The sequence below is a fragment of the Duganella sacchari genome, from assembly GCF_900143065.1.
Lineage (GTDB): Bacteria > Pseudomonadota > Gammaproteobacteria > Burkholderiales > Burkholderiaceae_D > Rugamonas > Rugamonas sacchari.
In genome coordinates this window covers 1-14,163 of record NZ_FRCX01000011.1, presented here as the reverse complement: position 1 = coordinate 14,163, position 14,163 = coordinate 1, and the positions used below count along the sequence as shown (strand labels likewise).

Annotated in this window: 10 protein-coding genes and 1 pseudogene; 8 read left to right on the top strand and 3 right to left on the bottom strand. The window is 51.0% G+C overall.

Annotated features, from left to right (window positions below):
- Positions 1-43: 43 nt before the first annotated feature.
- Complete coding sequence (locus BUA36_RS22315) at positions 44-2,296, top strand: AAA family ATPase (protein WP_072787584.1); 2,253 nt, start codon at positions 44-46, stop codon at positions 2,294-2,296.
- Between the two features lie 97 nt (positions 2,297-2,393).
- Positions 2,394-3,086 (top strand): hypothetical protein, encoded by a 693-nt coding sequence (locus BUA36_RS22310; protein ID WP_139260669.1) that lies wholly within the window; start codon positions 2,394-2,396, stop codon positions 3,084-3,086.
- Positions 3,087-3,226: 140 nt separating this feature from the next.
- On the opposite strand, the gene BUA36_RS22305 is transcribed toward BUA36_RS22310, so the two are convergent.
- The gene (locus BUA36_RS22305; protein WP_084560294.1) at positions 3,227-3,952 is read right to left on the bottom strand and encodes a response regulator; all 726 of its coding nucleotides are present in this window, start codon (positions 3,950-3,952) and stop codon (positions 3,227-3,229) included.
- A 398-nt stretch (positions 3,953-4,350) separates the two neighbouring features.
- On the opposite strand from BUA36_RS22305, the gene BUA36_RS22300 reads away from it, so the two are divergent.
- Entirely contained in the window at positions 4,351-4,635 is a 285-nt protein-coding gene (locus BUA36_RS22300) for a hypothetical protein (RefSeq protein WP_072787582.1), read from the top strand.
- 54 nt (positions 4,636-4,689) lie between these two features.
- Positions 4,690-5,025 (top strand): hypothetical protein, encoded by a 336-nt coding sequence (locus BUA36_RS22295; protein ID WP_139260668.1) that lies wholly within the window; start codon positions 4,690-4,692, stop codon positions 5,023-5,025.
- Between the two features lie 469 nt (positions 5,026-5,494).
- Here the strand turns inward: BUA36_RS22295 and BUA36_RS22285 are convergent, their stop codons facing one another.
- Both BUA36_RS22285 and BUA36_RS22280 read right to left on the bottom strand, forming a co-directional pair.
- Complete coding sequence (locus BUA36_RS22285) at positions 5,495-6,484, bottom strand: ArdC family protein (RefSeq protein ID WP_072787575.1); 990 nt, start codon at positions 6,482-6,484, stop codon at positions 5,495-5,497.
- Positions 6,485-6,493: 9 nt separating this feature from the next.
- The gene (locus BUA36_RS22280) at positions 6,494-8,464 is read right to left on the bottom strand and encodes a type IV secretion system DNA-binding domain-containing protein (protein ID WP_084560293.1); all 1,971 of its coding nucleotides are present in this window, start codon (positions 8,462-8,464) and stop codon (positions 6,494-6,496) included.
- 170 nt (positions 8,465-8,634) lie between these two features.
- Between BUA36_RS22280 and BUA36_RS30445 the strand changes: the two genes are divergently transcribed.
- From BUA36_RS30445 to BUA36_RS22260, 4 genes and pseudogenes are all read left to right on the top strand, one after another.
- Positions 8,635-9,204 carry a hypothetical protein gene (locus BUA36_RS30445; protein ID WP_139260667.1) on the top strand — a complete coding sequence of 190 codons (570 nt, stop codon included), beginning with the start codon at positions 8,635-8,637 and terminating at the stop codon, positions 9,202-9,204.
- Positions 9,205-9,419: 215 nt separating this feature from the next.
- Positions 9,420-10,814 (top strand): gamma-mobile-trio recombinase GmtY, encoded by a 1,395-nt coding sequence (gene gmtY / locus BUA36_RS22270; RefSeq protein WP_072787569.1) that lies wholly within the window; start codon positions 9,420-9,422, stop codon positions 10,812-10,814.
- Positions 10,811-13,738, top strand: a complete 2,928-nt coding sequence (locus BUA36_RS22265; RefSeq protein WP_084560292.1) for a VPA1269 family protein — start codon at positions 10,811-10,813, stop codon at positions 13,736-13,738. The genes gmtY and BUA36_RS22265 overlap by 4 nt, the downstream gene beginning before the upstream one ends.
- A gap of 260 nt (positions 13,739-13,998) precedes the next feature.
- Positions 13,999-14,163, top strand: a pseudogene (locus tag BUA36_RS22260) (IS21 family transposase); the annotation flags it as partial.

Here is a 14,163-nt window from a genome sequence, read left to right as displayed (position 1 = left end):
CTCAGCCCGGATGACGCGAACTTCCACCAGAAAGAGGCAACACATGCTGAAGAACATTCAACGCATCAAAGGGCTTGGCGTCTTTAACGACTACTCACACAAGGCGGATGAAACAGCGGAATTCGGGGCCAAAAATCTTATCTACGGATGGAACTATTCCGGTAAGACGACGCTATCCCGCCTGGTGTCTATGTTGGAGAAAAAAGCCCTGCCAACCGATCTTACGGCATTTAATTTTGTCCTTAACACAGATGGCGACGCCATCAATGACACCAACTACACAGCCCACCCTTTTGCCGTTCGGGTCTTTAACTCGGACTTCATCTCAGAGAACTTGAACTTTGCGGGCTCATCATTCAAACCCATCTTGCTCTTAGGTGCCGACTCAGAGAAAGCACAAAAGGAAATTGACGAGCTCGAAAAGGACGAGAGAAAACTTCGTGAAGAAGCCGACCTTAAATCGAAAGAGGCAGCGGCCAGCGTTAAATCCATGAACGCTGCGAAGACCACCACGGCCTCCACTATCAAGACAACCATGGGGATCGTTGAAGCGTTCAGTGCGACTCATCTTGATAAGCAGATCGGACTCGTTCGAATCGATCTTCCTGCGTTCAAGCTTGAAGCAGATGTTGTGCAAGAGAAGCTTAAAATCGCACGAGCTCAAGAGGTCGAAAAACTGCCTCCATTACAGCATGCTTCAATCTCGCTCAAGCTTGATGGAGTGCTCACTGAAGTGCCCGCACTACTCAACAAAATCCCCGACATGGCCAACACGATAGAACACTTGGCCCAGCATCCAAAAGTAGAAGCCTGGATTGCGACAGGTCTTCCGCTTCACGAAGGTAAAGAGGCTTGTGAATTCTGCGGTAGCCCATTGAAGCAAGACCACATGGCCACTTTGCTTGCCCACTTTTCCAAAGACCTGGCAAATCACAAGCAAGATCTCACCAATCTCAAAATCAAACTGAGCGGCGCCGAAATTTCTTACATCGCTCCCAAAGATGCTGAAGTTGAACCCGCCTGTAGGATAAAGATTGCAGAAGCTGCAGCGAAACTCATTTTGGCGATTAAGCACTACAACGAGGCCAGCGTTACCGCCATCTTAGACTTGGATCGCAAATCTCAAGCCCCGTTCTCGATCGTAAGTCAAACACCGATCAAGCCAGGTCTTACGCAAGCTGTGAAGGACGCCCTCAAGGAGCTCAACGATCTCATTGATGGCAATAACAAATCCTTCGATAACTTCCCAACAGAAAAAGCCGATGCGGTCAATGCACTGAAGCTTCACTTCGCTCAAGAGTTCTGCGTCAACCAGAAGCTCGGGGAGTTCGACGAGACGCAAAAAAAATTGGCCGATCGCGTGAAGGAATGCACAGACAGTGCCGCGAAGTTAACGGCCACCATTCAAGAGAAAAAAGCCATCATCAGCAAGTCCCAGCTAGGCCGAGAAGAAATGAACAAGCTGATTCACGAGCTCCTTGGCGTGAACAGTGTCCATATTGATGTGGTTCCTGTCGGCACAGAGGAACGCTTCCAACTTCAGCGAGCAAACAAGAAGCCTGCCAAGCATTTGAGTGAAGGCGAAAAAACCGCAATTGCGTTCTCCTACTTCCTAACGAGGCTGCGTGAGCACAAGAATTTTGAAGAGCTGATCGTTTACATCGATGATCCAATTTCGAGCCTTGACAGCAATCACATCTTCCAAGTCACAGCCATCATCAAAGACACCTTCTTCCATCAAAAACCCGGTGGCGAATGGGGGACTCGCTGCAAGCAGCTCTTCGTATCGACCCACAACTTTGAGTTCTTCAATTTGCTCAAGGAGCTCAAACCCGACAACAAGGCGTCACGGCATTATCTGGTCAAAAGGAATTCGCCCACGACTTCAATTTTCTGCGACCTGCCAAAATCTCTCAGCCAATACAGCTCCGAGTATCACTTCTTGTTCAGTGTCCTGCACGAGTTCCAGCAGTCCGCAGACAAAAAGGACTTCCGCGTTTTGATGATGCTTCCAAACGCTGCACGCCGCTTCTTGGAGCTTTACAGCTATGCCAAGTATCCAGACACGAAGAATGCAACTGTGGATCAGCGAGTAGATAAGATCTTTGGCGAAGTGAAGTCCAAGCGAATTCTCAAAGCCCTCCACTATTTCAGTCATGCCAACAACATTGAACGCATGGCGGAGAACAACGAGCTAATGTGTGACATCGAGGCTGCCGTAGGTGATCTTCTCACCGCATTGGAGGAGGATGACCCCAAACATATGGAAGCACTTCGGGCCGCCATCGCAGCCTAATCGTCAAACGTAATCGCAAGAGAGGGAGCCGATGGCAAACGAATGTTGGGCAGCATCTCGGGGAGACTGCACGGGGAAGATCTCCAGGGAGCATGTAGTGTCGAAGTGTCTGTTCATCACACCTAAGGTTCAGGTCCAAGGATATTCTTGGTGCAAGCACGAGCCGAAGGTCGTCGGTATTGAAGCCATCACTTCAAAGATCCTGTGCAAAGGACACAATAACTCCCTCACGGATCTCGACGCGGCAGCGGGCCACGCCTTCAATGCTATCCGAGAGCACTGTTACCGAGAAAATCAGCATCGCAAAGTGTCGCCTCTTAGTGAACTCATGGTGCCGCCAGCCGTCATTGATGCGAAATTGCTTGAACGGTGGCTGCTCAAGACACTTCTAAACCTATCATTTAAAGGCGATCTTTTCATCGGTGAAGACGGCACAGAGAAAGGTGTTCCACCGAAAAGTCTAGTCGATACCTGTTTCGGATCTCAGCCCTTTGAGGGAAAAGCTGGAATGTATGTCGCTGCGAATCTCGGCATGTGGATCAGATCGACGGACACCATACAGTTCGCACCGCTAATCAAAGACGATGAGCGAATACTCGGCGGCTTCTTCGAATTCAGAGGAATACGCTTTTTCCTCGATCTCACGAAAGAAGGACTGCAACACCCTCTCTCATCGATCCCAGGCGTTGGCGATGACTGGAAAAACGCGAATCTTCTCCGCCCTTTTTTGGCCATCAACACTCACGTCACACCTTTAATCGTGAGAGCGATCATCCGGTTTCAGTGGTGAATGTGTTGTAGTCAACAATTGAAGCACCTCCTGTTTTATCAAGGTAGCTTTACCTACACGGCTCGATTCAGATCATGCTTTACATCGTCATAGATATCTAGACCTTGAAAGCATGTTTGAACTCTCGGTAATGAAACGATCTAGTGCTCATCCGGCCTGACTATCACCCCATTTTGAGAGTGGAGAAACGCGAGTCTGTAGAGCTCCGCTCCTGAAGCAATCCCCATCTTCTGCTTGATGTTCGTGCGATAGCTTTCTACTGTATGCGGTGACAGATTCAGCTCGCGAGCAATGCCACCTTTTTTTAGACCCATGCCGATCAGGTGAAACACTGACATTTCTCGATCTGACAATGATCGGAACTGATCGTTTACTGTCGCACCATCCGTTGCGGCGATACGATTGACAAGCTCATCCCGCAACGACTCTGATAGCCACACCTTACCATCCCTTACGCTCTGGACTGCTTTGCACATAAGCTTCGCGGGAATCGTCTTCATCGCATACCCACGAGCTCCAGCACGAACAGCTCGCTCCGCATATAGCCTCTCGTCATGATGGGATACAACCAGAATGGGCATGCTTGGATTTGCAAGGCGTAGCTTCTTTATCAGCTCAAAGCTGCTGCCGCCAGCAAGTGAGAGGTCGATGACAGCGATGCTTGGCGAGTGCATAAGGGTTAGGTCAATCGCTAGCTTTGAAGTGTCAGCTTCTATGAATTTAAACTGCGAATCGATTTGGCGAAGCAGCGTCATCAGTCCCAAGCGAACGATGGGATGCTCGTCAACGAGTAACGCAAATGCAGAGGCTGATGGGCTCACCTCGACTTTCTCTGACTCATCCAGTTCTACTCTATCGCCTGTCATTCAACCATTTCCATCTCGCGGTAACACGCAGTTACAGTTTTTTCATCTGCTCTTTTGCTGGCAGCGATTGTGATTCGTTTATGCCTCGCCCGGTATCACTCAACTATTGACGGCAAAAAAATGAAGGCAGAAATCCTATTTTTCTCCTTTACCTAAAGGCGAAAAAAAAATCATCGCTTTAAGATTTTGTGCTGTGAGCTGCTTGCGGATTTCTCAAAAAGTGATCCCTGGAAAGTGGAATGGCACCGCTCATTGAGTGGTGCCAAAAACTTACAACGAGTGATTCTAGGATGACGTTCTTGAAAGCTAAAGTGCTGAATCAGCAATCTGCGCACATTTCAAATTTATTTGATTGACGTGCAGATTTCACTTCCACACGTTCAAAGGAGCGCGCTAACATGCCAAAAAATTTCAACCTGATCGGTCTGGTTTTCATCAGTGCTTTGCTGTCTGCTTGTTCATCAAAGCCCACTGACGATGATCTGCGTCAGGCTCAAACCAAGTCTTATCAGAAGATGACTGGATCATTGTCGGAACAGGATAAGAAAGACATTGCAGAGATGCGTGTTCTGTCATGCACAAAGTTGGAAGATAAGTCTTATGACTGCTCCATCCAAGGCATCCTGGGACCACAGAAAGTGCAAATGATTAAAGGTGATGATGGCTGGACCGTCGTTAATTAAACCCAGTAGGCCGAGTGCCGCACGCGGCATAAGGAACTATTTTTGATGGAGTGAATGATGATCGTAGATGAGCAAACACAGAAGAAGCGTGAGCAGAAAATGACAGTGGGAACCTTCGCGTTCTTTGTGTGCATTCCTGTAATCGGGCAGATCGTTGGCATGGGCATAGCTGCCTACATCGCGGGGAACATTCTGCGTCTTTCAGCTCGACGCATGCACGATCTTGGTTTTCTTCTGCTCGGAATCATCGTCTACATCATTGCTGGGCTGACGCTATTTTTGTCCATCTTTGGCAACGGCACCGATGGCCTCGTTGGCAGCATCATTTTTTCTACGCTGATGTGGGGAGTGAGCTACGTCCTGCTGTCGAGGCTCAAAGAGTTTCTCTGACTCGATCTATCTAACAGAAACGCCGCCAAGGTTAGCGGCGTTTTCCTTTTAGTCGTTGTGAAGTCTTGCGGTCAGTGCGGCTTAGGTGGCCTGGTCAGACGGATTGCGTAACTAAGCCTGCCGCGAGCACTGATAATCAAGCTCACAATTTGATCAACCGAGTCGCCTTGCTCAAGGCAGTCAAATGCGAACTCCAGCTCGAATTCTGTGATGCCTGGCACGAGCTCCCTAATCAGCCTCCGATCGCGATCCCATCCTCTCAGTCGCAGAAGAGCAAGCTTGATCGCCCTGGCAGGCATACAGAACCTGGCACAGGCTCTCACGAAGTCCTGTTCTGGCTGAGGTAGACGGCTGATGTGCGATACATTGAGCAGACCACTGACTCGCTGCTCGACTCTACTTATTGCGTGGCTCATATATCCTCCTGGATTGTTGAAATGGTGATCTGGTGTGATGTGCTCAAATGGGTCTAGCGATGTGCGAGCTCAAGCTCTTTCGACGCAAGAGCTTGGTCATACTCCGCAATCCAATCTTGATGTGCGACTTGGGCAGTGAGTTTGGCTTCGAGGTTCAGCATATAAGCTGACATGAGCTCTGCATCTTTAGCTGCCGAGAACAAAGCCATAGGGTGCTTAGTCAGGCTCTTGATCCAGGCATTGAGATACTGAGCATGGTTGTCGATGTTCGATTGCGATCTAGGCACGCCGGTTTCTGCGGCCAGGATGGCCGAACAGATTTCTGCACGCAGTTCTTCTAACGCGTAAGCCTCATCCCCCCACTGCTTTGAGATCGCCTCCGTGCGGTTCATGCGTTTAACATGCAAGGTCGAGTGAGCTCCTTCATGCAAAAGTGTTGAATACAGATCGTAAGTGGAATGGAAGGAGGCCTTGGGCGGCATCTGGATCTTATCTAAAGCAGGGCTATAGAAAGCCTGGTTGCCACTGTAAGCAATAGAGAGTCCCGTCTGCCTCAAGGCCTCCATGACACGCTCAGCCCTCGCTATCGTCTCGCTTTCAGCTAATGGGCTGGGAGCTTCAAACGGAGTGAGACCTTCTATTTGCTCTGCATTAAAAACAGTATAGCGTTTCAGAGCGAAGCGTTTCTGTTGGTGGGCATCAGTGCTGGAGCCTGGCTCTGCCGCCTGTTCGCCATCGCTGGCATGACCGGGGCTCAACTCGACTAGCTTGATGATGTGACTGCCTTTTTCGCCCCGCCTGACTTGCCAGCCTTCTGTGCTGGCCTGCTGATAAGTCATCCATCTTGGATCAGAACGCCCCGAAAGACTCAGCAAGAGCCGATTGATGCCACGATATGCATTGCCTGAAGTGGGATTCATAGGCAGTAAAGCCTGCGAGTTCCATGGTTTCTGCCATGGCGTATTGTTTTGCTTCATCGCTTCAATCAATGTGCGAGCGACTTCTGATTTCACATCGGTCTTTTCGTTCTGTGCCGAGTCCATGGCATCTCCTTATTGTTCTTGTTCGCTCGCATCCTCTGCAAAGCTTTTGTCACTGCTCACGGCTCCGTCCCACATTTGTGAGAACGGGCTGAAGTCATCTGATGAGCTGGCGTCATCTAGCGGAATCGCTTGACCATCATCCAGCCAGAGCGGCTCATCGCTGTGCGGCGTCGACGTGGTGCTAGGTGCGAATGCCACCACCGGATCGGGATGATCCGAGTTATCGTCGTTATCCATGGGGTGGTGGCCAATCGGTGTTACTAAGCCATTGGCCCAGGCTGATGGGATATGTGCGGCTCTTGCGTCTTTCATTGGAAAGGTAGGCCAAAAGAGTTCGTATATGTTGCCTTCCAGAGCCAGTGCAAACCGCACACCTTTGCGGTCTTCGTCATAGCCCAGCCGGGAGCCTAGTTCTGCGGCGGTATAAAGCGGAATGGTCTCGCGGGCGTAGGAGACGCTTTGAGAGCGTCCTGAGCCAAAGCTAGTGGAGATGTTGCGTCTTTCGACTTCGCGAGCTCCTAGAGCTTTTGCGAGCGTTTCAGCTGTATCACCTTGGCTGACCTGGCCGATCAGAATAGACCCGCTCATTGAAACAAGCGATTTAACGGTTTGGGCTCCATGCACTTCTTCGAGCTGTGCAAGATCCTGACACACCGCAATGCACCGCAGACCTCGCGACCGGCCAAGTTCAAACAAGGGCCGAATCGGGATCTTGCCCATCTGCGGCAACTCCTCACAGATGATCCAGACTTTGCGATCGGGACTGTCTTCAAGCTCCACACTGCTAACCATCCCGGAGATGACTGAGAAGATCCCTTCTACATAGCCCTTCGTAATTTCGGGATATGCACCGTTCCCTTGCAAGATGATCTGCCTGGGAGCCAGCTCTGGATTTTTAATCCAGTCAAAGAAGCTCACCCGCCGATCTGCGGGCGTATCCCCCCATGCGTCTGCTAAATCGAAAATGGGAGAGCAGAAAGCGGTCAGGTTGATGAGCACTCCCTGTGTTGTCACCGATGCTCGTTCGACCGCTCTCACAGCTTCAGGAAAGTGACGGCTCATAATCTTTAAAAGAGAGGGCTGCGGCAATGCCAGCGTGTCTGCGATCTGCCGCCATCCCCAATAGATGCCGTATTTCCTTTGTAGATAAAGCAGTGATCCCACCACAAGCTGGCGGGCAGCGTTGGCCCACATGGGGTCAGTGCCCTGCAAAATCAGAGCGGCAGCAAACCGACGTGCAAAACCGATGTTTCGCATATCACCGCCGATGTCCCACGCCCACCCGCGTTCATCCCATGGAGCAATCAAGATCGGTTTTTCAAATGCCCTGGTGAATTCACCTTTGGGATCGAAGAGAAGCATTTGCTCATCGTGCTTTACGATCGTTTGCACCAGTGGCCTGAGCACAGTTGATTTGCCGGCGCCGGTTCCAGCCACTACCAGCATGTGACGAGTCCACAAATTCTTGGGATAAAAAATGTCGGGGGCAATCGCGTGATCTGGTTGCCGCTTTACCGCAGGGGATAGCTTGGCCTTGAGCTTATCGACCGCCACCTTGCCCGAGTATCGACGGGCTCCCCGCAAATAGATCAGGCCATCCCTGGGCCGCAAATATTTCCATGCTGCCCAACCCAGTGGAACAAGGCCAGCAGCCGCACCCATTGCCAACCTGGCGTAAATGCCGCCTATCTCTCCATGGTTTTTCAGTGCCTCGATGTGAGCAGCAAAGAGCTGGGCTTTATGGGAGAAAAATGACGGTGCAAATTGATGCATCACCCATGCACCACCGTAACTCAGGTGATCTACAAACGAGCCGGGAGGCATCGGCAGTGATGGCAATGGCCTCCATGCTGCCCACGTTCCAATAAAGGCTACTGGAGGCACGGACAGCAAGATGGATTTACAAAACCGCAGAGGGTCTACCCGTTTAATCGATGGAGCAGCTCCGGCTCCCCACTGAACCTTTTCCCTTTTTTTCATCGCTCTGCCTCATCAGCCTGTCATGAGGCATAAGGCGAAACAGAACGCTGAACCTGCGAAGAAAATCGATCTGATACGACGAACGGGAAAAACTGCCAATTGTCAGCAAGATTGTTGATTCGGCCACGAATTCCGCCTACGTTTATTCTACAAATCACACGAGAAACGATATGCAAAACTACGCGAGCATGACCGAGCTTCTCCAAGCTTTTGAAGCCTTATCATCCATTGAAAAAACTCTACTCAGACAGTCAGCATCAGCAAAGATTTTTAGAACGCATTTCACAGAACCCGATGACCTCATTCACGAAGCACTCCATCGCTGCTTAAACGGAACAAGAAGATGGCCACGAGATGTCAATTTCGTGGTCTTTTTGATGAATGTGATGAAGAGCATCTCAAGTGGTGAACGCAGTAAGGCATCAGCACGCCAAATGATCCCCTTGGACCACTGGCAGGACTCTGATCCCTACAACGGCGAAGGCATCACTCACCTGTCAGCAGAAGAGCAGTGCATTGAGCTCGAAAAGCTTGTTGATGTTGAGAGGCGTTGGCTCCGCTTACGAGATGCACTGATAGACGACATCGAAGCCCAGGCCGTATTTCAATCGCAGCTTGATGGGCTGCGGGCGTCCGCCATCATGCAGCAGCTCAGCCTTACCGCTGCTGATTACGAGATCGCCCGTCGCCGCCTACAGCGGAAAATTGATGCTGGACGAGCTGCGATCAGTGGCATTTGACAAGCACGTATACGATTGATAACTTCAGTATACGGTCGTATACGTTAGTAAACATACATAACAGCAAAGGAGATAGCCCCCCGCCCGAATTCCAATCTGCCACATCTCACCCCGTAGAATCCATTCCCTAATTTTCACATGCACACGGTCAGCCTGTATCGGCTGAGGGAGACGCTTTACGCCTAAATTTTGATAAGACCAAGGAGACTTTTTTTATGAGCACCGCCACAACTGCCATCGTCAAGGACGGACGAAGATCTAAACGACCCACCTGCATCCTCATCACTGACCATGGCATCTACTGGCCACTGGCCGAATACTTTTTACGCCGAAACCTTAGTCTTTCTACCGAGCGTGCCTATGCTCTCTCCATCCGACGTTTAATGAATTGGACGGAAGCTAAACATTCGGCGTTTGTAGCAGGAGGAGGTCAAGATAGCTCAATCTTCGCGTCGTTCTTGCATGACCTCACTTATGGAACGATCCACAACAGTGAAGACCCATCCGGCCTCTGGTGGTTATCGCACAGCCCTGAAGTCGTCAAACGAACAGCAGGCCACATCGCCGAATTCTCAGATTGGCTTGCCAGCACAGGCGAAGGTATCTCGATCAATCCAAGAGATCGGCCCGCAAGTGCATTTGAACAGATGGTCACAGCCAAGGCCTTCGCTCATAAAAAAGCAGCCTCACTACTGGCACATGCTAAGCATCAGGATGCATCCCGTCTTTTCTCCAGCATGACCCGTCAGGTCACTCCACCTGGTCGCATTCAAAAGCTACTCAGCACACCACCTGCTTTTCCCGAATCCAAAATCAATGAACTGCTTTGGGTAGGATTCCAAAACGAAAAATATAAAGCAGACCCTCGCCCCTGGAAACGCTGGAAGCTCAGGGATATCCTCATCACATTGATCTGCCTATATGGCGGAGCAAGGGTCAGTGAACCCATGCACCTGTGGCTTGAAGATGCACGAAGAGACGAGTCTGATCCTGACTCATGCCGTATTTTGATTCATGAACCTGACCATGGCAAAGTCACGATCGATGATCCTGTGCTTGGAAAAAAGAATATCAGCAGAACCGATTATTTGACGCTCTACTGCAATGGAAAAACACCACTGACGCGTGCTATGGGTTGTCGGCACTCGGGCTGGAAAGGAGGACTTCTAGATGTTCCAGATCGTCTTGCGATGGACATTAAGTGGATCAATCCTGAAGCTGGCCGCCTATTCAAACAGCTCTGGGAAATGTATGTGCAAAACGTAAGACCCATGAGCCCGACACTTCCCTGGGCGTTCCTGACAAAAAATGGCCTACCGATGGGAACTTCGGCTTACAGTGACTCGCTGGAAAAAGCGGTAAGGAAAATCGGGCTGAAATTCAAGAAATCCCATGGCAGCACGCCACATGGCCTGAGGCATCGTTACGGCCAATGGCTAAACGATCTGGGCGTCAATGAGAAGGTCGGCCAGGTGTGCATGCATCATGCAAACCCGCTCAGCCAAGAAGTCTACCGACAACTCAGTGCGGAGCAAGTAGCCCAAGAAATGAAGGCCGCAGCTTTACACAGTCGCATCAGTGTTCCTGCACTTCCGTTGGAGGTGCTATGAACTCTCCATTGAAAACATGCATAGTTGAGCCTGGCCTTGAAATCTCAACGCGACACAGGCAAACGCGGATCATAGAAAACCTAAGCACTGATCGCTTTCTGATCCCGCCAACATGGACGGCTGCGGCGTGCAGTGCCGCTTTGAGTGACTGGATCAGCACGGCAAAAGGGACAGAGGAATCTACCAAAATTCTCGAACCAGCAAAGCAGCTTGAAGCGTGCAGAACCCGGAAACACTTTGCAGAGAAATTAGATACTCAGCTAACGGCCGCTTTCGTCGGGAAGTCTTGCGGCCCGATCAAACCTCTTCAAAAAATTTATCATCATTTATTGGTCGCGTTATGGAATAGAGGATGTTTAATTTGGCCGGCTGAAACGAGCGTCTGTGGCTGGCCACCCGAACATACAGCCTTGCCCTGGGGAGCCTCCAATGAGCTGGTTGAGAACATCGTTCAAGGGCTAACCGAGACCAAATCCCAAAGAGGAACACATCGATGTCGCCGGTTCATGCGATTACTCCTAAGTAGATCGAGCATCGATAACATCCTAGACCTCACACCTCGCTCAGACTCCAAGCTGTTATCTGATTCCCCGGCAAGACAAGATTCATCTGCGGTGGCAAAGCTGATCGTGATCTTGCAGCGTCAGGCCCCAGCACCGATCATCCTCAAGCATTTCGAGCCCTCCGACTTTACGCACGGAGGCAAGCCTAAGCCTGGTAGTAGATCCGATCCCGAATTCAGATGGGTCACGCAGAAAGACCATCGCTGGGATAAATGGAGAATGCTCGCCACCGAATATCTTAGTTTGCTTCGAAGAGGAAGAAATATAGCCACACACGCTCTGAATACTTTTCTTGATTACGCAAGCGAGCATGAACTTCCATACGATCCTAAGGAGCTGTTCCTAAACACTAAGGCGGCAAACTATCCCGCCTTTCCTTCAGCCCGGAGCTCAGACAATCCGCGAAACGCCATGCTCAAACGCTTTCTAAAGCACGTCGAGGATGGCATCAGGCAAGATCTTCTCTCCAAAGGATTACATCAACAATCCAACATTCTCAGGCTGTGCGTCTCGATTCCTGACGCCATTTCAGCACCGGCCCCAACGCAAAGTCATAGAGATCCTATGCCCCAGCATCTTGTCGATCTGTGCATAAAGATCCTGACCGAAAACGATTATGCCTGGCCGAAATCAAGCGGCTTGGACTGGATCACAATAGCCGATCCCATTAGCAAGCAGCCCACCACAATCTGGAGCCCAGTGAGAGCCTCGGTGCTAATCGCAAAACTGATGCTTCCGGCTCGCACTATGCAAATTCGGATGCTTGATTCTGGCGAAGCAGATGCAGAACGGTATGAGCCTGAAGGACGATGCTGGGCTCCTAATCTCAATCCTATGGCAATCAAGTCCGGCAAACGCTTGGAAAATGGGGTATTCCGAGCATACCCAAGAGAAGATGGATCTCGCGGCTCTCTCATCTACTTCAACACCAATAAGACGGCCGACGCCAATCAGCCCATTCATAAACGAGGACACCTCATGACCTGGGAGCACGAAGCTGCTTTGCAGCTCTTTGCGAATCTCAGAAATTGGCAAGAGCAATTTAATCCATTGTCTGAACCAACGGCTTGGACGGACTTGAGTAAGCAGCGATGCGAGTCCCAACTCGACTTGGCAGCACGAGGCACAGCATGCTTCTTATTCAGAGATCCAACCAATGCAAACCCCACGCTGCCAATCTCAAATGGCAAAGTTCAGATCATGTGGGCGAAGTTGATGGAGGAGGCAGAAAGGCGGCTTGCACAGCAAGGTGAAAAACATCCTGATGGCTCCCCCATTCAGCTCGTCATCTCTCGAACAAACGGAATGCCCACAAAGCTTGCATACGACCTGCACTCACTGCGAGTCACGATGATTACAGCTCTGTATGACAGTGGCGTGCCGGTAGATCGGCTGATGAAGGTGGCTGGGCATTGTGCAACCATGATGACGCTCTACTATGTCAAAGAGTCCCGCGAAAAAATATCTCAAGCGCTAACGAATGCCAACATAAAACGGCAACTGCCCGCCATCAAATCGTCGGAATGGAACGAGTTCCTCGCCCGTCCCAAGAGCCTGCCTGAGAGCCTCACGAACTTGCACAGTGGGGCAGTGCAAAGCACGGCCGCCCCCATCAAATTCATTGACAAGGGTTTGTGTTTAAAGGGGTCTCACTCCTGCCCAAGCTCGCAAGGCCCAGGCCGAAGCTGCGTGCAGTGCCCGCATTTTGCAAGCGGCCCAGCATTCATTCCAGGGCTTCAGGCCGAGTGTGGCGAATTATTTAAAGATACTTGCCGAGCGAGCGAGGCCTATCAGAAAGCGGAGATCCGAGTATCGGCTTTACGCCTTGATTCTGCACAGGGAAAGCCTGGTGCATCATCGGAGCTAGATGCTGCAAAGATCAAGCTGGAGCAGTCTGCTCACCAAGTCGATGAGCTCAGCCGCTCACTCATCGCATGCCACGCCTGGACAAAGCAGTGCATCGAGCTAACTACGATCGATCAAAGTAGGCCCATGCTCCTTAGATCAAGCGAGTTAGAGGCCCCATCTCTTGAATCTCCTTGCTCTGGTGACGCGGTGTTATCGAGGCTCCATAAGCAAGCTGCGATCTACACGGCACCTCGCTCAACGCCTCCATCCGAGATGGTATGCCGCCTTCGATTCTTGGCCAACTCCCTCGGAGCTGGAAAGGGAAACGTAGGATTTGGGATTTGCTTGAGTGCTGAGATCTCAAAAGGGATCGCAAAACAAGGGGCCCTCTGGGCCGAGCTACGCTGTCATCAGGTAGATCAAGGGCTCGCAGTCCCGTCCATATTGGAGCAAGCCACTCCCCCCGTAATCAAGGCCGTGCCATTACAACTCACAAGAAAGGAGGCAGTATGAAACATGTCGACCAAACGACATTAGCAGCGGCGAAGGATCTTCTGGAAAGCTACAAGAAGCAAAGTCAAAGTCCGGTGCGTCAAAAAAATCTTGATCTGCTATGGCCCCGTTGGCCGGTCAAATTCCCCCACCTCTGGCCACCCCAAATTCCCCCACCCTCTGACCGTATAGCGGCGCTGTAGAAGCGCCAGCAGCGACCACCGGGAGCATCCCGTTGGCAGGACGTTATCTTTCTCCTTCGATCGTCGAGGGAGTTCGGAGTGAACGTCTTGAAACCGCATCTGCAAACCACCATCCTGACCCTGCTGGCAGCGGGCAAGAGCCAGCGCGAGATCGCCCGCATCACCAGCGTCGACCGCAAGACCATCCGCAGCCTTGCCCAGCGCACGATTAGGGGAGTTTCAAATTCCCCCGGGGTGGCCACC